The following is a 19567-nucleotide window of genomic DNA, read 5'->3' as shown; positions in this document are numbered from 1 at the left end:
CGTCCAAGGAATGCTTGTGGGAAGATGTAGCGAAGGATCGATCGAATCCTAAAGGACTGTTTTTAGTCCAAAGTGTGCTTCAAAGTCTGGAACGTGAATCCTTCCGCGTCAAGGGTTTTTCGAAAAAACAGATGACATGGATCACAGAAGGGTGCGTGTCCAATGGTTACTTTGGTGACCTTTGCTTGATCGCATGGGTAGCATGGAGACAGCGGCGGCCCAGCAGTGGCGCAGCCCGCATTCCGTGGAAGGAGACGCCGTGCCGGACTCACCGTTTGGCCCGTCCTTCTCGATGCTGCGCCCGGTGCGGGGCGGCAACGCATTCGAGGAGACCATCGAACACATCCTGCAGACCATCAAGCTGGGTATCTTCGCGCCCGCCGAAAAGCTTCCTCCCGAGCGGGAGCTGGCCGAGCAGCTCGGCGTTTCGCGGGCCACCCTGCGTGATGCGCTGGGGGAGTTGCAGAGTGCCGGGTACCTGGAGGTGCAGCGGGGTCGCTACGGGGGGACCTATGTGTCCACGAACGCCGTCCAGCGCACGCCCGACCATGGACCGCTCGATCCTGCCGAAGTGGAGGACGTCCTCCTCTTCCGTTCCATCATCGAGCCTGCTGCGGCTGCCTTGGCCGCCAAGGCGGACCTGTCCGCGGCGGCGCGGCGGCACCTGCAGGTCTGCCTCCAGGAAGTCAGCGCTTCCCCGGCCGTGGGCTACCGGCCCCGCGATGCCCGGTTCCACATCGCCATCGCCGAATTGTCCGGGTCGGCCAGCCTCGTAAGCGCCGTTGCGGAAACGCGGGCCAGGCTCAACGAACTTCTTGACCGCATACCGCTGCTCGGCACCAACCTGGAACACGCCAACGAACAGCACGCCGAGATCGCCGAAGCGATCCTCCGCGGGGACGCGCCGGCCGCGGAACGCGCCACGGTGGAGCACCTGGAAGGGACAGCGTCGCTGCTGCGCGGCTTCCTGGCTTAAACACGACGGCGGGTGCGGACTTCACGTAAAGTCCGCACCCGCCGTCGGGGTTCCTAGCCTGTAACTGGAGGCTTATTTCCACCAGGTATCGAAGATTGTCACCGGCACGGTGCGCTTGTGGCGGGTGCGGAGGTACTTCTGTTCAATGAGCTCCGCAGCGCCTTCGGGGACCTCGCGGCCTTCGAGGTAGTCGTCGATTTGGTCGTACGTGAGGCCGAGTTCGTCCTCATCGGTGCGGCCGGGCTTGTCGTCAAGGAGGTCGGCCGTGGGTACCTTCTGCCAAAGGCGGGCCGAGGCGCCCAACTCGGCCAGGAGTTCGCGGTTCTGGCGCTTATTCAAGCCGAACAGCGGCAGGATGTCCGCGCCGCCGTCGCCATACTTAGTGAAGAAGCCCGTCACTGACTCGGCGCCGTGGTCGGTACCAATCACCAGGTAATTGTGTTCGCCGGCCAGTGCGTACTGCGCGATCATGCGAGCCCGTGCCTTGGTGTTGCCCTTGTGGAAATCGGAGATCTCAGCACTGGTGGTTTTCTCGAACTCTTCCTCGAAACCGTCAACCGCGCGCGAGATGTTGAAGGTCCACTCGGTCTTGGCCTTGATGAAGTCCAACGCCGCCTGCGCGTCGTCTTCGTCGTGCTGGATGCCGTAGGGGAGTCGGACGGCTACGAAGTTCGCCTCAACGCCTTCGGACTCGAGCTCTTCGACGGCCAACTGGGCCAATTTGCCCGCGAGGGTGGAGTCGAGCCCGCCGGAAATGCCCAGGACGAAGCCCTTGGTGCCGGTGGCTTTCACGTAGTCCTTCAGGAAAGCGACCCGTTTGCGGATCTCCTCCGTCGGGTTGATCCGGGGCTGGACGCCCATTTCCTCGATGATCTTGGCCTGGAGTTCGCGCATGGGAACCACACTAGTCAGCATCGTGATCAACGCTCAACCATATTGCTGCCGCGCCCCCAAGTAAGTCGCAGTAGAGCGCGTTATGAGCCCTCAAAACGCGCTGTATTGCGACTTACTTGGGGGGCCGGGCCCGTGGAGCCGCGGACGGTGAGGTGGGTGGGCATGACGGCGAGGCGGCGGCTGGATCCCGCCTGCAAAGGATCCAGTTGGGCCAGCAGCATGGAGACGGCCACCCGCCCGGCCTGCTCGATGGGCGAGGCGATGGTGGTCAGGGGCGGGTTGCAGAAGTCAGCTCCGAAGATGTCGTCGCACCCAACGATGCTCATGTCCTCGGGAACCCGGATGCCGCGTTCCCGAAGCCGCTGCAGCATACCGATAGCGAGGAGATCGTTGAAGACAATGCAGGCCGTGGCGCCAGTGCGTGCAGCGGCGTCCGCAGCTGCCGCTCCCGATGTAGTCTTCGGAGCAAATGGGCCCACGCGAAGGGTGGTGAGTCCGCGCTCGCGGCTCTCGTCTTCAAATGTCTTCAAGCGCTTGGCGTTGGACCACGAGGACGCCGGGCCGCCCACGTAGCAGATCTTCGTATGGCCGAGGGATGACAGATGTTCCAGCGCCTGAACGATGGCACCAGGTGTATCGATCATGACCGTCGGGGCATTCGAGGAGGACCGGTTGATCGTGACGATTGCTTGGGAGGAGGCGGCCTCCGCCAGCTGCGCGTCCGTGAGCCGGGATGCGGCGAGGATGAAGCCATCGGCGGTCCGCTGCATTTTGCGCAGGGTGTCGGCTTCCATCTCGGCGGACTCTTCGGTGTCGACGAGGAGCTGCGTATAACCGGCGGCTTTGAGCTGGTTCTGCGTTCCCCGGATGATGTCGAAGTAGAAAGGGTTGGTCACGTCGGGCACCAGGAGTGCAATGGCGTTGGTGCGTCCTGAACTGAGTCCACGAGCCTGTGAGCTGGGAACATAGTTCAATTCCGCGGCAGCCTGTTCGATGCGCTCCCGCGTCACGCGGTTCACCCTGCCGGGGTTGGAAAGCGCCCTGGACACGGTGGACGTGGCCACTCCCGCTTTTTCCGCCACATCACGGATTGTGGGAGGTGCGCCGATCGGCCGGGTTGCCGAGTCTGCCATGGTGAGGTCCCTTCTGGCGGGTCTTTGCAGCCGCCCAAGCGAATGGCGAGAACCACGTTGTGAAGCCATTGCAGCATTTTTGGCAACTTTTGGCAAACGCTTGCCGCCCGGTTTGCCATCCTCCTAGACTCGATGCCGAAGCCCCTGTGACGTACACCACCACCTGCGGGCTGGGTATCCAAGGAGGAAACAATGAGGTTTGCACCATCAGCGAAGTTGGCGGCAATTGTCGCGGCGGCCGCACTGACTTTGACGGCCTGCGGGGGGAGTGGCAGCGGTTCGGAAAGTTCCGGTGGCGCGGTGGACGGCGCCGGCAAGAAGCTCAGTGTCCTGACCGGCGTCAACAACCAGTATCCGGAGCAACAGAAGGAATGGTTCAAAGACATCGCCGCGAAATTCAAGGCGGAGACAGGCGCCGATGTGGAATTTGAAACCTTCGCATCCGCCAACGACGAGCTGACGAGGATCCAGACCTCCGTAGTCTCGGGCCAAGGTCCCGACGTGTACAGCTTGGGCACCACCTTCACTCCCACGGCCTACGCAACAAAAGCCTTCGTCACTCTCTCGGATGAAGATTGGAACAAAGTTGGTGGGAAGGACCGATTCAACCCTGCAGCCCTGGGCATCTCCGGCCCGGACGCCGACCATATGGCAGGCATTCCCTTCGTCAGCCGTCCGTTCGTCATGGCATATAACAAGGACCTCTTGGCGGCCGCCGGGATCGAGAAGCCCGCCACGACATGGGACGAGCTCGCGGAGCAGGCCAAGAAAATGACCAACGCAGGCACCGGCACCTACGGACTCGCTACCGGATACAAGGACAACTTTGATCCGTGGAAATTCATTTGGGCCATGTCCGTCCAAGCCGGCAACCCGTTGGTGGACGGCAACAACCTCAAGATGGACGATCCCACGGTCAAGAAGGCCTACGAAACCTACTTTGGCTGGCTGACCAAGGACAAAGTGGTGGATCCCGCCGCGATCGGCTGGAGCAACAGCAACGCAGTCGCAGCGTTCGCATCCGGCAAGGCCGGCTACCTGCTGATGACAACATCCAGTTCGGTGCCCACGTTGGACAAGTCCGCAATCGCCGGCAAGTATGCCTACGCCACCATGCCCACCACTGCGCCGGGCGAATCCGCGCCGAAGGGCGACGGCGACAAGGCCGCCAGCATCTTGTCCGGCGACAACGTCGTGGTCGCCGACTACTCGCAGCAAAAGGACCTGGCTTTCGCCTACATCAAGCTCATCACGTCCAAGGAAGAGCAGCTGAATTACCAGAAGATCTTTGGGGAACTGCCCGCGAACGCTGAGGCCCTGGCCTCGCTGACCGACCCGAAGCTCCAGCCGATCGCAGACGCGGCGGGCAAATCCAGGGCCACTCCTTTCACCGGTGCATGGGGCGACATCCAGCTGGGACTCCTGAACGTAACTGTCCAGTCCATCCCGGACCTGGCCAACGGTTCCGTGGATGACGCGGCCCTTCAGAGCAGGCTTAAGGAAGCGCAATCCAAAGGCCAGGCCTCCCTCGACCGTGCAGCGAAGTCCTAGGCAGGAAATCCAATGTCCACTGATTCCTTCAGGGAGATACGGGCCGTGCCGCACGAGGCTTCCGACAAGCGGCTGACGCGTTCGGGTGCCGTGGCAAACACGCACGACGGCGGGACGTCACCCGCTGCGGGCACTGTCGCCGGCGGCGCCAACGAGCCCGGGAAGCCGATGAAGAAGCCCGTCCGCCGGAAGGGCATCAGCGAGCAAAACCGCCCGCTGTGGATGCTGATTCCAGGCGGCTTGTTGATGCTGGTCATCATCGTGGTGCCGCTGCTGCTGGGCATCTACATGTCGGCGCTCAACCTGGACCAGTACACCTTGCGCAGATGGATCAGCGCACCGTTCATTGGCGTGGAGAACTTCGTCGAAGCGTTGACCGACTCGCCGTTGCTTCACTCGGTGTGGCTTAGCGTCAGCTACTCCCTGATCGCCATGGTGGTCACGTTGCCCCTGGGCATTGCCGCAGCGGTAGCCACCCAGAATGCCTTCAAAGGCCGGGCGGTGATCCGTTCGATCTTCCTGATCCCGTACGTGCTTCCGTCCTTTGTGGTGGCCACCGTGTGGCGGACCATGTTCCAGCCGGACGGTGTGGTGGATTCGGCCCTCGGCACGTTCGGCATGGATTCAGGCCTGTGGCTGAATGGTCCGCAGACGTACTGGACTCTGATCCTCGTCCAGATCTGGGCATCCTGGCCGTTCATCTATCTGCTGGCCCTTTCCGGCCTCCAATCAGTGGACCACGAGGTGCACGAAGCCTCAGCGCTGGACGGCGCCCTGTGGTGGAACAAACTGCGCTACGTCATCTTCCCGTACCTCAAGGGACCGCTGTCGCTGGCTTTCCTGATCGGCATGCTGCACCACATCAACAACTTCACCCTCCCGTTCGTGCTGTTCGGCGTACCGGCACCCTCCGACGTCGAAGTCCTGCCGATCCTCACCTACGTGACCAGCTTCCAAAGCTTCCGGTTCGGCTTGAGCGCCGCCATGGCCTTTGTGTCCTTGGTGCTGATCGCCATTCCGCTGTTCATCTACCTGCGCGCCGTCAAGCTGGACGACGCCGAAACGCCTGGGGGCAAAAAGTGAGCGCACCAACCACCTCCATCCGCGGCACAGCACCAACGGAGACGGCCGCCACCGGATTCCGGCCGGGTTCCAAGCGGCAACATGAAGTCACCCGCCTGCTTCCGGGTCCCTTGCTGGTTATCATCCTCACGTTCCTGTGTGCGGTGGTGCTGATTCCGATCGCGTACATCTTCCTGGCTTCGGTGAACTCGGACATTGGGGTAGCCAACGGCGAGTTCTGGCCGTCCACGTTCTCCATGGAGAACTACGCCAAGATCTGGACCAGCGTCGGCCTGGCCAAGGGCCTCGCCAACAGCGTCCTCGTGGCCGGAGCCACGGCCGTGGTGTCTGCGGCGATGTCTGTATCCCTCGCCTATGTGCTGGTCAGGTACCAGTTCCTCGGCAGGTTGACCATCCTGCGAAGCCTCCTCGCCCTGCAGTCGGTGCCCGGAACGCTCATGGTCCTGCCGGTGTTCGTCCTTTTCTCCTCGGCGGCGAGCTACTTGGGTGTCCAGGTGATCGGGACGCAGTGGGGCCTCTTCATCACGTACCTCACCTTCGCCATGCCGTTCTCAACCTGGGTCATGGTCACCTACCTGCGGGGTTTGCCCCGTGAGCTTGAGGAGGCTGCGAGGATCGACGGCGCCAGCAACTTTGGCGTCTTGACCCGGATCATCCTTCCGCTGAGCTGGCCGGGCATTGTGGTCTCCGGGATTTTCGCCTTCCTCCTTGGCTGGAACGATGTCCTGTTCGCCTCCGTCATGACCCGGCCTGACAGCCAGACTGCTGCGGTTGCCTTGCAGATCTTCGGCGCATCGCAGGAAGGCGGAGCCATTCCGCTTTATGGCCAGATGATGGCCGCATCGCTGGTCTGCGCGGCACCAGTGGTCATCTTGTACCTGATTTTCCAGCGTTACCTAGTGGGCGGTTTGACCGCCGGAGGAGTCAAATAGCAATGACCGGTTCAGCAAAAGTTGAATGGAAGCTTTCAGGCTTCGGGGACGAAATCGACGACGACCCCGTGCAGCAGATCGCCGTTCTCCAGGCCTTGGGCGCGAACCACATCGAAGTCCGCAGCGCATGGGGCACCAACATCGTGGACCTCGACGCCGGCCAACTCGTCGAGCTCAAGAATCTCCTCGACACAGCGAACATGGGTGTGTCAGCAATTGCCTCGCCCATCGGCAAGGTGGACGTCTCACTGCCCGTAGAACATGAAGTGGAGCGCCTGCGCCGGGCAGCCAACTCGGCCCACGTCCTGGGCGCGCGCTACATCAGGATCTTCTCCTTCTACTACGGAGAAGGGATTGCCGTGGACAGCATCCGGGACGACGTCGTTGAACGCATGCGGGCGCTGGCCGCAGTGGCTGAAGAGAACAACGTGGTGCTGCTGCACGAGAACGAGAAAGACATCTTCGGAGACACCCCCGACCGCGTCCTGGACATCATCGAATCGGTGGCGTCTCCGGCGCTGAAGGTCGCTTGGGATCCGGCCAACTTCGTGCAGGTGGGCGTCAAACCGTTCGACGAAGGCTACGCCAAGCTCCGTCCCCACCTCGAATACCTGCAGGTCAAGGACGCGCGGTTCGCCGACGGCGTCGTAGTTCCTGCGGGTGAGGGCGACGGTGACTTGCTGCGGACCGTTGAGGCACTCAAAGCCGATGGCTTTGTGGGCTTTGCCAGCCTTGAGCCGCACCTGACCGGAGCCCATGGATTGGGCGGGTTCTCCGGACCCACTGCGTTCGGCATTGCCGCCCGGGCCTTCGCCAAAGTCCTCAATGAAGCTGGAGTGGAAACCGCATGAGCAACGCACAGCAGGAAACCGTCATCAAGGTAGCCATCGCCGGATGCGGCGTGATCGGACGCACGCACGCCACCGCCGTCGGGGAATTGCCCGAACTGCACGTAACAGCGCTGGTGGATGAAATCCCGGAAGCCGCGGAGTCGCTCGCCCGGTACATCGAGGACAGCGGGTCCGCGCGCCCGGCCACCTTCCGAAGCCTGAAGGAAGCCTTCAGAAGCGCCGACGTCGACTTGGTCATCATCGCCACGCCCAGCGGCTTGCACATCCAGCAGGCCTTGGAAGTGCTGGACGCGGGCAAGCACGTGGTCATCGAGAAGCCGCTGGACGTGAATCTGGATCGGGCAGACCAGATAATCGCAGCAGCCAAAAAGGCCGAAGCCAAGGGCCTCGTTGCGAGCGTCATCAGCCAGCACCGCTTCGATCCCGCGTCAGTTGCAGTCGATAAAGCACGTAAGGCTGGTCGCTTCGGCAGGCTGACGTCCGCCATCGCCTCCGTGAGCTGGTACCGAAGCCAGGGCTACTACGATTCCGGTGCCTGGCGCGGAACCTGGGCCATGGACGGCGGGGGAGCCGTGATGAACCAAGGCGTCCACACCGTGGATCTGCTCCTGTGGTTCCTTGGCCGCCCCGTCGAAATCAGCGCCAAGACCGCGCTCCTGGCGCACACGGACGTTGAGGTCGAGGACACGGCAGTTGCCACCCTGACTTTCGAGTCGGGAGCACTCGCCGTCCTCCACGCGACAACGGCCGCCTACCCCGGCCTGACCGTCCGGCTGCAGGTCATGGGCAGCAAGGGATCCGCGGTGATCGACAACGACAACCTGGAGTACTTCCACGCGGCCGACGCTGCGGATCCAGCCGACAGCGGCCCCATGGGCATTCGTGGTGAAGGCAACCAGGCATCGGCAGAGCTCGCCAAGTTCCCCGGCGAGCCTGCGGACACCAACCTGGATCCCACCGTCTACCCGGCCGGTCACATCCGCCAGTACCGCGATGTGGTGGACGCTATCCACAACGGACGCCCCGCCGGCGTCACCATCCAGGATGCTGTCACGGCACTGGCCACCGTCCGGGCCCTGTATGTTTCCGCGACGCTGGGCAAACCGGTCCGGATCGCCGACGTTCTGGCAGGCACCTACAACGACGTTGAGGTTCGAACCGGCAAGGGACACCTCGAGGAGGTCACGGCGTGAAATTCTCAGTATTCACGGCATCGACCCCGGAGTGGACTCCGCAGGAAGCCGCCACTGAGCTCGCGGCCCAAGGCTGGCATGGCATTGAATGGCGCGTCACCGACCAAGCCGAGGCTGCCAGTCCCGGATTCTGGTCAGGAAACAAGGCCACGTGGCCCATGACCGGCTTGGAAGGTTCGCTCCCGGAGATCGCGCGGCTCACCTCCGGGGCGGGGCTTGAGTACTCCGGCTTGGGCGGTTACGCGCGCTGCGACAACCACGACGACGTCGAGCGGCTCCTCGCGGCGACGTCGGCCCTGGGTGCCCGCCAAGTCAGGGTCAATGTCCTTCCGCTCGGCAATTCGACCATGGGCGGCCAGGAACCGAGCGGGCTGCCCTACCCTGAGTTGTTCGCCGCCACCCGCGAGCACTACGAGTGGGTGGCTGAACGGGCAGCGCACCACGGAGTCAAAGCCTTGGTGGAGCTCCATCACGGCACAGTGACGGCTTCTGCTTCTTCGGCCCTCAGGCTCCTTGAGGGCCTGGATCCCCGCCATGTGGGCGTCATCCACGATCTCGGCAATCTGCTGATCGAAGGCTGGGAGTCACCGCTTCCCGCGCTGCAATTGCTGGGCCCCTATCTTGCCCACGTCCACGTGAAGAATGCCCGCTGGGTTCCCACCAAAAACCACGATCCCGCCGGCGGTGCGATCTGGGCCAGCGAATGGGCACCCCTCGCAGAAGGCATCGGAAACGTCGTGACCTACTTCAAAGCCCTCGCCGAGGCAGGCTACGACGAGTGGGTGACCGTAGAGGACTTCTCCACCGACGTTCCCCTCGCCGAGCGTACGGCCGGGAACCTCGATTTCCTGCGCCGTGCAGCGTCCCTGGCTGGCCTGACCGTTGCCGGCAGCGCCGACTCCCTCCCGAAAGGCTGAGCCATGTCCCTCGCAACCCACCCGGACAGGCTTCTGCCTGCCGATCCCGGTACGCGCAGCATCGCCCGCGAGCTGCTGCAGCGCGTCCAGGACCTGCCGATCATTTCCCCGCACGGCCACGTGGACGCCGCTGTCATTGAGCAAAACACGCCCTTCCCGGACCCCGCGGCCCTGCTGGTCACGCCAGACCACTACGTCACGCGGCTGATCCATGCGTCAGGGGTCGAGATGGACCAGCTCCAGCCGGGAAATGCCGCTCCCCGGGATATTTGGCGGACGTTTTGCGCAGCGTGGCCGCTCTTCGACGGCACGGCCTCCGGGTATTGGCTGCGAACCCAGTTCGAGACGGTCTTCGGCGTGCACGGGGAGCTGAGCGCAGAGACAGCCGATGACAGCTTCGACGCGATCTCGGCCAAGCTCGCCGAGCCGGGGTTCCGCCCGCGCGAGCTCTTCAAGGACTTCAACATCGAAGTCCTCGCCACCACCGATGATCCCCTGGATGACTTGGTGAGCCACAAGGCGCTCGCTGACGACCCGTCGTTCCACGGCAGGGTCCTGCCCACGTTCCGCCCGGACGCGTACCTGAACATCGCGCACCCGTCGTGGGCGGCAAACGTTGAGCGGCTCATCGAAACCGCGTCCGACGGCGGCACGGGCTACCGCGGCTACCTCACCGCCCTGGAAAACCGGCGGCGCTACTTCGTGGAGCATGGAGCGGTGTCCGCGGACCATGGCGTCAGCACGCCGGCAACTCTCAAACTGGATCCCTCCGAAGCGGAAGCCCTCTTTGAACGGGCCCTTTCAGGCCAGGCAACCGCCCGGGACAGGGACGCGTTCGAGGCCCACATGATGTACCAGATGGCGCGGATGTCCGTGGAGGACGGCCTCGTCATGACCCTGCATCCGGGCTCGTTCCGCAACCATCACGGACCCACGTTCCAGGCGTTCGGCGCGGACACCGGGCACGACATCCCCTTCGCCATCAATTACACCGAAGGCATCCGGCCCTTGCTGCAGGATTTCGGAACAGCCAAGGATTTTCACCTGGTGCTCTTCACCCTGGACGAGACGGTCTTCTCGCGGGAACTTGCCCCGTTGGCCGGTTTCTACCCTTCCGTGTACCTCGGTGCTCCGTGGTGGTTCCTGGATGCCCCGGACGCCATGCTGCGCTTCCGCTCGGCCGTCACGGAGACGGCGGGCTTCTCAAGGTCGTCCGGCTTCATCGACGACACCCGGGCCTTCTGCTCCATCCCCGCACGGCATGACGCCTCGCGCAGGATCGAAGCCTCCTTCCTCGCGCGGCTTGTTGCCGAGCACCGCATCAGCGAGGACCGCGCGCACGAGCTGATTGTCGACGTCGTGGATTCATCCCCACGAAGGGTCTTCAAACTGTGACCACCACCCAAACCCCGCCGCGGCTGCGACGCAAGGACGCCCAGGCCAAGCCGCCCATCCGGATCGTCCACCTTGGCCTCGGCGCGTTCCACCGCTCGCACCAGGCGTGGTACACCCAGCACGCCGGCGACGCGGGGGAGTGGGGCATCGCCTCGTTCACTGGCCGTCGCCCCGATGCCGCCGTCACCCTGGCGGAACAGGACGGCTTATTCACAGTGGTGGAACGGTCCGGTGCAGGGGACTCTTTCGAAGTGATTGGCAGCATCGTCGAGGCCGTTGACGGAGCCGATGTTGCTCGTCTCATTGAGCTCGTAGCCGCTCCCTCCACTGCCGTCATCACCCTCACCATCACGGAAGCCGCCTACACGGCAATGGACGGCGACACCCCCTTGTCCCGTTTAGTAGCAGCGCTCGCCGCCCGCAAAGACGCCGACGCCGGTCCGCTCGCCGTCGTGAGTTGCGACAACTTGTCAGCGAACGGCGAGGTGGCCCGCCAAGCTGTAGCGGCGTTGGCCGAAGCGCGGGACCCGGCCTTGGCCGGATGGATCGGGGCGAACGTCAGTTTCGTCAGTACCTCGGTTGACCGCATCACTCCAAGGACCACGACGGCGGACTTGGACGTGGTTGCCGACGCTTGCGGTTACCGCGACGCCGCTGCCGTCGTCACCGAGCCCTTCCACAACTGGATCCTGAGCGGCGACTTTCCGGCCGGGCGTCCGCGCTGGGAGGATGCCGGGGCGGTGTTCGTGGAGGACATTGAACCTTACGAGAACCGCAAACTGTGGCTCCTGAACGGGGCACACTCGATCCTGGCGTATGCCGGGCAGCTCCGGGGGTTCACGACCGTAGCTGAGGCGCTGTCCGACGCCGTGTGCAGGGACGCCGTGGAGGCATTCTGGGACGAAGCTGCCCGGCATCTTCACGGAGAGGACCTGGGCATACCTCAGTACCGGGCGGCATTGTTGGAGCGCTTCGGCAATTCCCGGATCGCCCACCACCTGGCCCAGATTGCCATGGACGGAACCACCAAGCTGCGCCTGCGGGCCCTGCCCGTGCTTGCCGCGGAGCGGGCGTCAGGTCGCTCCGGAGAGGGTGCCGCCCGGATGATCGGCGCCTGGATTGAGTACGTGTCGTCCAGCACTGAGTTCCAGGATCCGCGCGCCGCTGACATCCTCCACGCAAAAACGCTCGACGCCGACCACCGCACCGCTGCCCTGTTGGCGCTGATAGCGCCCGAGCTGGCTGACGACCTGGACGTTGCCTCGCAGATTCGCGGGCTTCAGGAAGCTTTGGCCGCCTCCATTTCCCACGCTTAGACCTATCGGAAGGACCCAAGACCATGAAAATCATTGCTGCTGAGGTCTTTGTGACCAGCCCGTCCCGCAACTTTGTCACGTTGCGGGTAACTACCGAGGACGGGGTGACGGGTATCGGTGACGCGACGCTGAACGGTCGGGAGCTCGCGGTTGCTGCGTACTTGAAGGAGCACGTCGCGCAGCTGTTGATCGGGAAGGACCCGCACCGGATTGAGGATACGTGGCAGTTCCTGTACCGGTCCTCGTATTGGCGTCGGGGCCCTGTGACGATGGCGGCGATTGCCGCCGTCGACATGGCGTTGTGGGATATCAAGGGCAAGATGGCCGGCATGCCGGTGTACCAGCTCCTGGGTGGTGCGTCCCGTAACGGGCTGCGGGCTTATGGGCACGCGTCGGGTTCGGACATTCCGTCGTTGTTCGATTCCGTGCGTGAGCACCTGGAGCTGGGTTACAAGTCCATCCGGATCCAGACCGCCATCCCGGGTATCAAGGCCGTGTACGGTGTTGCCGCGCAGGCCCAGGCCTCGGGTGAGCGGTATGACTACGAACCGGCCGGCCGTGGCGCGTTCCCGTTGGAGGAGGACTGGGACACCCGCGCGTACCTGCGGCACCTGCCCACGGTGTTTGAGGCAGTGCGGAACGAGTTCGGCCCGGAGATCCCGTTGCTGCACGACGGCCATCACCGCATGACCCCCATCCAGGCCGCCAAGCTCGGCAAGGCCCTGGAACCCTATGACCTGTTCTGGCTCGAGGACTGCACCCCGGCCGAGAACCAGGAAGGCCTGCGCCTGGTCCGCCAGCACACCACAACCCCGCTGGCCATCGGTGAAATCTTCAACACCGTGTACGACTACCAGACCCTGATCAAGGAACAGCTGATCGATTACGTCCGTGCCGCGTCCACCCACTTTGGCGGGATCAGCCCGTTGAAGAAGGTCATGGACTTCGCCGCGCAGTACCAGATCAAGTCCGGCTTCCACGGCCCCACGGACATTTCCCCGGTGGGCTTCGCTGCGCAGCTGCACGTGGGCCTGGCCATCCACAACTACGGCATCCAGGAATACATGCAGCACTCGGACAAGACCAACGAGGTCTTCCAGCAGTCCATGACCTTCACCGACGGCTACCTGCACCCGGGTGACAACCCCGGCATCGGCGTCGAGTTCAACGAAGAAGCCGCAGCAGCCTACCCGTACCAGCAGGCCTACCTGCCCTACAACCGCCTCGTGGACGGCACCGTTCACGACTGGTAGGGCAGTGCACAACTGATGAACCAGCCACGGCCCGATTCCCCCGGCAGGGGGTGTCGGGCCTTCCCGTCTGCGCACAAAAGTGATCAAAACGGCACATTGTGAGCCTTGGCAACGTTTCAAGTCAAGAATTCCGGCCATCCCTACTCCCAAGTAAGGCAATGGCTAAATTGTGATCCATTCCACTTGACCTTGCGTATTGTTAGCGTTCACAATGGCTGTCGTATCACCTTTGAAGTGGCATGTGCCGCCCCCAGCACACAGGCCCACCCAGCTTCACCCGTGCCGGCGCGCAGATGCCCCGGCTGCATCAGAGTTCGCGGCAAAGCTGCCGCGGAAGGAGAGCATCGTGAGATTAAAGAAACTCCTGGGCACCGTAGCGGTTGTCCTGACCCTGGCCGTGGGAGCCACGGGCTGCGGTAGCCGTGGAGGCGCTGCCGAATCGGGCAGCACTGCGAACCCCAGCGACTCGCTGGTTGGCATCTCCATGCCGACGCAGACCTCGGAACGCTGGATTGCCGACGGCGCCAACGTCGAGAAGTCCCTCAAGGACCTCGGTTACAAAACCGACCTCCAGTTCGCGAACGACGACATTCCGACGCAGGTTTCCCAAATTGAGAACATGCTGACGAAGGGTGCCAAGGCACTCATCATCGCAGCCATCGATGGCACTACGCTCACTGACGTCCTCGCCAAGGCCAAGGAACAAAACGTCAAGGTCATCGCGTACGACCGCCTGATCAACGGCACGCCCAATGTTGACTACTACACGACGTTCGACAACTACACGGTTGGCGTCCAGCAGGCTACGTCGCTGCTGACTGGTCTTGGCCTGGTCGACGCCAGCGGCAACAAGGTTGAAGGCAAGGGCCCGTTCAATGTTGAGCTGTTCGCCGGTAGCCCGGATGACAACAACGCAAACTTCTTCTGGACCGGCGCCATGGACACCCTCAAGCCGTACATGGATGCCGGCACGTTGAAGGTACCCAGCGGCCAGACCAACTTTGAGCAGGCGGCCATCCTGCGCTGGCAGGCGCCCGTTGCCCAGAAGCGCATGGAAGACATCCTCACCTCGGCTTACAGCTCCGGCACCAAGCTTGACGGCGTGCTCTCCCCGTATGACGGCCTGTCCATCGGCATCATCTCGGCCCTCACCAGCACCGGCGGCTACTCCACCGGAAGCCTTCCAGTGGTGACCGGCCAGGATGCCGAAAAGGGCTCCGTGAAGTCCATCATCGCCGGCGAGCAATACTCCACGATCTTCAAGGACACCCGCCAGCTCGGCGCCCAGGCCGTGAAGATGGTTGACGCCGTGCTCAAGGGCACGGAACCGGAAGTCAACGACTCCAAGACCTACAACAACAAGGTCAAGGTTGTTCCCGCGTTCCTCCTGAAGTCCGTCATCATCACCAAGGACAACTACAAGAAGGAACTCATCGACTCCGGCTACTACAAGGAAGCCGACGTCAAGTAATCACGTCCCGATCCGTGGCCCCGGCGCCTAATGCGTCGGGGCCACGGCCTCCCCAGAGCCGGTCGAATCATCGGCCGGGCCAAGTTCCAACCAGTCAGCGGGAATTGACGATGAACGTACCCATTCTTCAAATGCGAGGAATCACCAAGACCTTCCCCGGGGTCAAAGCCCTCCAGGACGTCACCTTGGACGTGAACCGCGGCGAAGTGCACGCCATCTGCGGAGAGAACGGCGCCGGGAAATCCACCCTCATGAAAGTGTTGTCCGGGGTGTACCCCCACAACACCTTCGAAGGCGACATCCTCTTTGAAAACGAACCCTGCGAATTCTCCAGCATCACCGACAGCGAGAAGCGCGGGATCGTCATCATTCACCAGGAGCTCGCCCTCAGCCCCTACCTTTCCATTGCCGAGAACATCTACCTCGGCAATGAGCTAGCAAACAACGGGTGGGTGGATTGGCGGAAAACCAACCTTGAAGCCGCCAAGCTGCTGGCCCGCGTCGGCCTCAGCGAAAACCCGGTCACACCCATCCAGCACATCAGCGTCGGCAAGCAGCAGTTGGTGGAAATCGCCAAAGCGCTCTCCAAGGAAGTGAAACTCCTCATCCTGGACGAGCCCACCGCGGCACTGAATGACGAAGACTCAGACCATTTGCTGGACCTTATCCTTCACCTCAAGGGCCAGGGCGTCACCAGCATCATCATCAGCCACAAGCTCAACGAGATCCGCAAAGTTGCCGACGCAGTCACCATCATCCGTGACGGCAAATCCATCGAGACCCTGCGCCTCGACCAAGGACAGATCACGCAGGAGCGCATCATCCGCGGGATGGTTGGCCGCGACCTCGACAGCTTGTACCCGGACAGGACTCCGAACATCGGCGAGGAAGTCCTCCGCATCGAGGACTGGACCGTGCAGCATCCGCAGGACCACACACGGACCGTGGTGCACAACGCCAGCCTGAACGTCCGCAAGGGCGAAGTCGTGGGACTCGCCGGCCTCATGGGTGCAGGGCGGACCGAGCTGGCCATGAGCGTATTCGGCCGGACCTACGGACGTGCGGTGTCAGGGAAGGTCTACAAGTACGGCGAAGAAATCAACACCGCCACGGTCTCCGACGCAATCGGCCACGGGATCGCCTACGCCACGGAAGACCGCAAGCACTACGGCCTGAACCTGATTGAAGACATCAAACGGAACATCTCCATGGCGGCGCTCGGCAAGCTGGCCAAGCGCGGCTGGGTGGACAAGAACCGGGAGACTACCGTAGCCAACCACTACCGGAAGAGCATGAACATCAAGGCACCCTCCGTGGCGGCCATCACGGGCAAGCTCTCCGGCGGCAACCAGCAAAAAGTCGTGCTGAGCAAATGGATGTTCTCGGACCCCGACGTGCTGATCCTCGATGAACCAACCCGCGGCATCGACGTCGGGGCCAAGTTCGAGATCTACACCATCATCGCGGAGCTCGCCGCGGCCGGAAAGGCCGTCATCGTGATCTCCTCGGAGCTGCCCGAGCTCCTGGGTATCTGCGACAGGATCTACACGCTGTCCGCAGGGCACATCACTGGCGAAGTCCCCATCGCCGAGGCCACCCAGGAAACCCTCATGCACTTCATGACCCAAGAGAAGGAATAACGAAAATGTCCGCCCTACGAGAATCCCTTGGCTTCCTCACAAGCCGCCTCCGCCAGGTTGGCATCTTCGTCGCCCTGATCCTCATCGTCATCCTTTTCCAGATCCTGACTGACGGCATCCTCCTCCAGCCGCAAAACGTCACCAACCTGGTGGTCCAGAACAGCTACATCCTGATCCTCGCCATCGGCATGGTGATGGTGATTATCGCCGGCCACATCGATCTTTCGGTCGGCTCGATTGCGGGTTTCATTGGTGCCGTAGCCGGTGTCATGATCGTGCACTGGGGATGGGCATGGTGGCTCGCCATTCCGGCCTGCCTCCTGGTGGGCGCCTTGGTGGGTGCCTGGCAAGGATACTGGATCGCGTACGTGGGAATCCCGGCCTTCATCGTCACCCTGGCCGGCATGCTCATCTTCCGCGGCCTCACGCTCATCACCCTCAAGAACCAGCAGATCACCCCGTTCCCCAACGAACTGCGTGCCCTTGGCGGCGGCTTCCTCCCCGATATTTCCGGTGGCACCTCCGTCCTGGAGTGGCTGACTGTCATCCTGGGCGTCGGAGGCACAGCAGCCATCCTGTTCCAGGCCATCAAGGAACGCCGGATCCGCCGGAAGTTCAACCTCGAGAATGAGCCCATGGCTTGGTTTGCCGTGAAGAACGGTTTCATTGCCGTCCTGATGCTCGTCATCACCTTCCTGCTGGCCAGCTACCGCGGAACCCCGATTGTCCTGATCGTGCTCGCCGTCCTGGTGATCGTGTACTCCGCACTGATGAACAACAGCATCTTCGGCCGGCACACCTATGCCATCGGCGGAAACCTCCACGCGGCCGAGCTCTCCGGCATCAAGACCAAGAAGGTGACCTTCCGGCTGTTCGTCAACATGGGCGTCCTCGCTGCCCTTGCCGGACTCGTCTTCACCGCACGGCTGAACTCCGCCCAACCCGCAGGCGGCACCGGCTTCGAGCTCGACTCCATCGCCGCCGCCTTCATCGGTGGTGCGGCTGTCCAGGGCGGCATTGGCACAGTCGCCGGGGCAATGATCGGCGGCCTGATCATGGGCGTGCTCAACAACGGCATGTCCATCCTGGGCCTGGGGACCGACTACCAGCAGTTGATCAAGGGCCTGGTTCTCCTCCTCGCGGTCGGGTTCGACATCTTCAACAAGAACAGGACAGGCGCCGGAGGAGGCTCGTCCATCGGACGCCGCTTCAAGTGGAAGACCACGCCTCCCGCAACCGAGTCCGCACCTGCCAAGAGTGAACCCGTGGCCGCTGACGCGAAGTAGCCCCGGATGTCCCGAGGCTCATCACCGCCGGTACCACCGCGGTCGTTCCCGCCTCGGCCGCCGGTCATGGGAGACGTCGCAAAGTTGGCCGGCGTCTCCCACCAGACCGTCTCCCGGGTCTTGAACAACCACCCGAACGTCAGCAGCAAAACCCAGGAACGGGTGGAGTCGGCCATCGCCACGCTTGGCTACCGCCGCAACACTGCGGCACGCAGCCTGGTGACCCGGCGCTCGCGGACCATCGGCGTACTGGCCTGTGAAACAGGCCAGTACGGCCCGGCCAATACCCTCCTCGGCGTTGAGCAAGCGGGCAGGGAAGCGGGGTACTTTGTCAGCATCGCCAGCCTGCGCGAGGTAACGTCCCCCAGCATCAACGACGCGATTGCCCATTTCAGGAGCCAGTCGGTGGACGGGATCGTCATCCTGGTCCCGCACCCGGACATACTGGCAGTGCTGCGCGACGTCACGGTTCCGGTTCCGATGGTGGCCGTGGGCGCGGGAGCGGGTAACCAGCTGACCGGCGCGTCCCTGAACCAGCGATTGGGGGCACGTCTTGCCGTGGAGCACCTGGTGGCGCTGGACCACCGCCACATTGCCCACATTTCGGGGCCGCCGCACTGGATCGACGCGGCAGAACGCATCAACGGGTGGCGGGAAGCGCTCGGGAATGCCGGTTTGGAAGCGGAGATACTGCTCGAAGGTGCCTGGGATGCTGCTTCCGGGTACTCCGCGGGGCAGGCCCTGGTCAACTTGCCTGCAGTCACCGCGGTGTTCGTGGCGAACGACCAGATGGCTGTTGGTGTCCTCCGCGCCATCCAGGAGGCGGGGCTCCGGGTTCCCGGCGACCTCAGCGTGGTGGGCTACGACGACCAGCCCGAAGCAGCCTACTTCCTTCCGCCTTTGACCACCGTTAGGCAGGACTTCGAAGAGCTTGGACGGCGGTGCATGGCAGCGGTCCTGCACCGTTTGGAGGGCGAGGGAGGCGGTGGCGAGCAGCTCGTCAGCCCTCGATTGGTGGTTCGAGCGACAACGGGACCGCCCTCGCCGGACTCCCACGCCTACTAAACTAGGACCCATGACTTCCTCGCCTGACACCTCAGTTGCCCGCGCCCGCCTCCTTGAACTCATCAAAGAACTGGCGGTGGTCCGCGGAAAGGTGATCCTCTCCAGCGGCAAGGAAGCCGATTACTACATCGACCTCCGCCGCATCACCCTCCACCACGAGGCGTCCAAGCTGGTGGGCCAGGTCATGTTGGCAATGATTGACGACGCCGGGATCCCGGTTGAGTGCGCCGGCGGCCTCACCATGGGTGCCGACCCCGTCGGTACCGCCGTCATGCACGCCGCTGCGGACGCCGGCCGTGCGGTGGACGCCTTCGTCGTCCGCAAAGCCCAGAAGTCGTACGGCATGGGCCGCCAGGTTGAAGGCCCTTCGGTTGAAGGACGTAACGTTGTGGTCCTCGAGGACACCTCCACCACGGGCGGGTCCGCGCTGACCGCCGTCGAGGGTGTCCGTAAGGCAGGCGGCAATGTGGTGGCGGTCGCCGTGATCGTTGACCGTAACACCGGCGCCAAAGAGAAGATCGAAGCCGAAACCGGCGTGCCGTACCTGTTCGCTTTCGGCAAGGACGAACTCGGCCTCGACTAAGCGTTTTGTGCAGGGCCGATGCCTTTCA

General features: G+C 63.2%; 17 protein-coding genes. 15 read left to right on the top strand and 2 right to left on the bottom strand.

Features of this window, described 5'->3' with window-relative positions; translation table 11 throughout:
- The first annotated feature begins 193 nt into the window (after positions 1-193).
- Complete coding sequence (locus AB0N65_RS01390) at positions 194-976, top strand: GntR family transcriptional regulator (protein WP_364156625.1); 783 nt, start codon at positions 194-196, stop codon at positions 974-976.
- A gap of 72 nt (positions 977-1048) precedes the next feature.
- Here AB0N65_RS01390 and nadE read toward each other — a convergent pair whose 3' ends face one another.
- Complete coding sequence (gene nadE / locus AB0N65_RS01385; RefSeq protein WP_364157008.1) at positions 1049-1870, bottom strand: ammonia-dependent NAD(+) synthetase; 822 nt, start codon at positions 1868-1870, stop codon at positions 1049-1051.
- Positions 1871-1950: 80 nt separating this feature from the next.
- Positions 1951-3003 carry a LacI family DNA-binding transcriptional regulator gene (locus AB0N65_RS01380; RefSeq protein ID WP_364156622.1) on the bottom strand — a complete coding sequence of 351 codons (1053 nt, stop codon included), beginning with the start codon at positions 3001-3003 and terminating at the stop codon, positions 1951-1953.
- Between the two features lie 192 nt (positions 3004-3195).
- Here AB0N65_RS01380 and AB0N65_RS01375 point away from each other — a divergent pair, with 192 nt between their 5' ends.
- The 14 genes from AB0N65_RS01375 to pyrE all read left to right on the top strand — a co-directional run bounded on the left by AB0N65_RS01375 (position 3196) and on the right by pyrE (position 19539).
- On the top strand, positions 3196-4554 hold the full coding sequence (locus tag AB0N65_RS01375; protein ID WP_364156619.1) for an extracellular solute-binding protein: 1359 nt from the start codon (positions 3196-3198) through the stop codon (positions 4552-4554).
- Between the two features lie 12 nt (positions 4555-4566).
- Entirely contained in the window at positions 4567-5637 is a 1071-nt protein-coding gene (locus tag AB0N65_RS01370) for a sugar ABC transporter permease (protein ID WP_364156616.1), read from the top strand.
- A complete protein-coding gene (locus tag AB0N65_RS01365) occupies positions 5634-6569 on the top strand; it encodes a carbohydrate ABC transporter permease (RefSeq protein ID WP_364156613.1) in 936 nt (311 codons plus the stop codon). The genes AB0N65_RS01370 and AB0N65_RS01365 overlap by 4 nt, the downstream gene beginning before the upstream one ends.
- A gap of 2 nt (positions 6570-6571) precedes the next feature.
- On the top strand, positions 6572-7420 hold the full coding sequence (locus tag AB0N65_RS01360; RefSeq protein WP_364156611.1) for a sugar phosphate isomerase/epimerase family protein: 849 nt from the start codon (positions 6572-6574) through the stop codon (positions 7418-7420).
- Complete coding sequence (locus AB0N65_RS01355; RefSeq protein ID WP_364156608.1) at positions 7417-8613, top strand: Gfo/Idh/MocA family oxidoreductase; 1197 nt, start codon at positions 7417-7419, stop codon at positions 8611-8613. Before AB0N65_RS01360 ends, AB0N65_RS01355 begins: the two co-directional genes overlap by 4 nt.
- Positions 8610-9530: a sugar phosphate isomerase/epimerase family protein gene (locus AB0N65_RS01350; RefSeq protein WP_364156605.1), complete on the top strand. Its 921-nt coding sequence runs from the start codon at positions 8610-8612 to the stop codon at positions 9528-9530. The genes AB0N65_RS01355 and AB0N65_RS01350 overlap by 4 nt, the downstream gene beginning before the upstream one ends.
- Positions 9531-9533: 3 nt before the next feature.
- Entirely contained in the window at positions 9534-10925 is a 1392-nt protein-coding gene (uxaC, locus tag AB0N65_RS01345) for a glucuronate isomerase (RefSeq protein ID WP_364156602.1), read from the top strand.
- Positions 10922-12241, top strand: a complete 1320-nt coding sequence (locus AB0N65_RS01340) for a mannitol dehydrogenase family protein (protein WP_364156599.1) — start codon at positions 10922-10924, stop codon at positions 12239-12241. The genes uxaC and AB0N65_RS01340 overlap by 4 nt, the downstream gene beginning before the upstream one ends.
- A 23-nt stretch (positions 12242-12264) precedes the next feature.
- A complete protein-coding gene (gene manD, locus AB0N65_RS01335) occupies positions 12265-13494 on the top strand; it encodes a D-mannonate dehydratase ManD (RefSeq protein ID WP_364156596.1) in 1230 nt (409 codons plus the stop codon).
- A gap of 346 nt (positions 13495-13840) precedes the next feature.
- Positions 13841-14965 carry a multiple monosaccharide ABC transporter substrate-binding protein gene (gene chvE / locus AB0N65_RS01330; protein WP_364156594.1) on the top strand — a complete coding sequence of 375 codons (1125 nt, stop codon included), beginning with the start codon at positions 13841-13843 and terminating at the stop codon, positions 14963-14965.
- 110 nt (positions 14966-15075) lie between these two features.
- Positions 15076-16605, top strand: coding sequence for a multiple monosaccharide ABC transporter ATP-binding protein (gene mmsA / locus AB0N65_RS01325; protein WP_364156591.1), 1530 nt, complete (start codon positions 15076-15078; stop codon positions 16603-16605).
- Positions 16606-16610: 5 nt separating this feature from the next.
- Positions 16611-17891, top strand: a complete 1281-nt coding sequence (gene mmsB / locus AB0N65_RS01320; RefSeq protein WP_364156589.1) for a multiple monosaccharide ABC transporter permease — start codon at positions 16611-16613, stop codon at positions 17889-17891.
- A 66-nt stretch (positions 17892-17957) separates the two neighbouring features.
- Positions 17958-18956: a LacI family DNA-binding transcriptional regulator gene (locus AB0N65_RS01315; RefSeq protein WP_364156586.1), complete on the top strand. Its 999-nt coding sequence runs from the start codon at positions 17958-17960 to the stop codon at positions 18954-18956.
- A gap of 10 nt (positions 18957-18966) precedes the next feature.
- A complete protein-coding gene (pyrE, locus tag AB0N65_RS01310) occupies positions 18967-19539 on the top strand; it encodes an orotate phosphoribosyltransferase (protein WP_364156584.1) in 573 nt (190 codons plus the stop codon).
- The last annotated feature ends 28 nt before the right edge of the window (positions 19540-19567 follow it).

The sequence above is a fragment of the Paenarthrobacter sp. NPDC089322 genome (assembly GCF_040684895.1).
GTDB lineage: Bacteria > Actinomycetota > Actinomycetes > Actinomycetales > Micrococcaceae > Arthrobacter.
The sequence above is the reverse complement of the archived record's forward strand: the minus strand, read 5'-3'. Positions and strand labels throughout refer to the sequence as shown.

What these genes read in the sequence shown, in the direction of transcription:
- mmsA (WP_364156591.1), top strand. Translation starts at nt 15,076, where the DNA reads ATGAACGTACCCATTCTTCAAATGCGAGGAATCACCAAGACCTTCCCC.
- AB0N65_RS01315 (WP_364156586.1), top strand. Translation starts at nt 17,958, where the DNA reads ATGGGAGACGTCGCAAAGTTGGCCGGCGTCTCCCACCAGACCGTCTCC.
- AB0N65_RS01355 (WP_364156608.1), top strand. Translation starts at nt 7,417, where the DNA reads ATGAGCAACGCACAGCAGGAAACCGTCATCAAGGTAGCCATCGCCGGA.
- AB0N65_RS01390 (WP_364156625.1), top strand. Translation starts at nt 194, where the DNA reads ATGGGTAGCATGGAGACAGCGGCGGCCCAGCAGTGGCGCAGCCCGCAT.
- uxaC (WP_364156602.1), top strand. Translation starts at nt 9,534, where the DNA reads ATGTCCCTCGCAACCCACCCGGACAGGCTTCTGCCTGCCGATCCCGGT.
- pyrE (WP_364156584.1), top strand. Translation starts at nt 18,967, where the DNA reads ATGACTTCCTCGCCTGACACCTCAGTTGCCCGCGCCCGCCTCCTTGAA.
- AB0N65_RS01375 (WP_364156619.1), top strand. Translation starts at nt 3,196, where the DNA reads ATGAGGTTTGCACCATCAGCGAAGTTGGCGGCAATTGTCGCGGCGGCC.
- AB0N65_RS01380 (WP_364156622.1), bottom strand. Translation starts at nt 3,003, where the DNA reads ATGGCAGACTCGGCAACCCGGCCGATCGGCGCACCTCCCACAATCCGT.
- AB0N65_RS01370 (WP_364156616.1), top strand. Translation starts at nt 4,567, where the DNA reads ATGTCCACTGATTCCTTCAGGGAGATACGGGCCGTGCCGCACGAGGCT.
- manD (WP_364156596.1), top strand. Translation starts at nt 12,265, where the DNA reads ATGAAAATCATTGCTGCTGAGGTCTTTGTGACCAGCCCGTCCCGCAAC.
- nadE (WP_364157008.1), bottom strand. Translation starts at nt 1,870, where the DNA reads ATGCGCGAACTCCAGGCCAAGATCATCGAGGAAATGGGCGTCCAGCCC.
- mmsB (WP_364156589.1), top strand. Translation starts at nt 16,611, where the DNA reads ATGTCCGCCCTACGAGAATCCCTTGGCTTCCTCACAAGCCGCCTCCGC.
- AB0N65_RS01360 (WP_364156611.1), top strand. Translation starts at nt 6,572, where the DNA reads ATGACCGGTTCAGCAAAAGTTGAATGGAAGCTTTCAGGCTTCGGGGAC.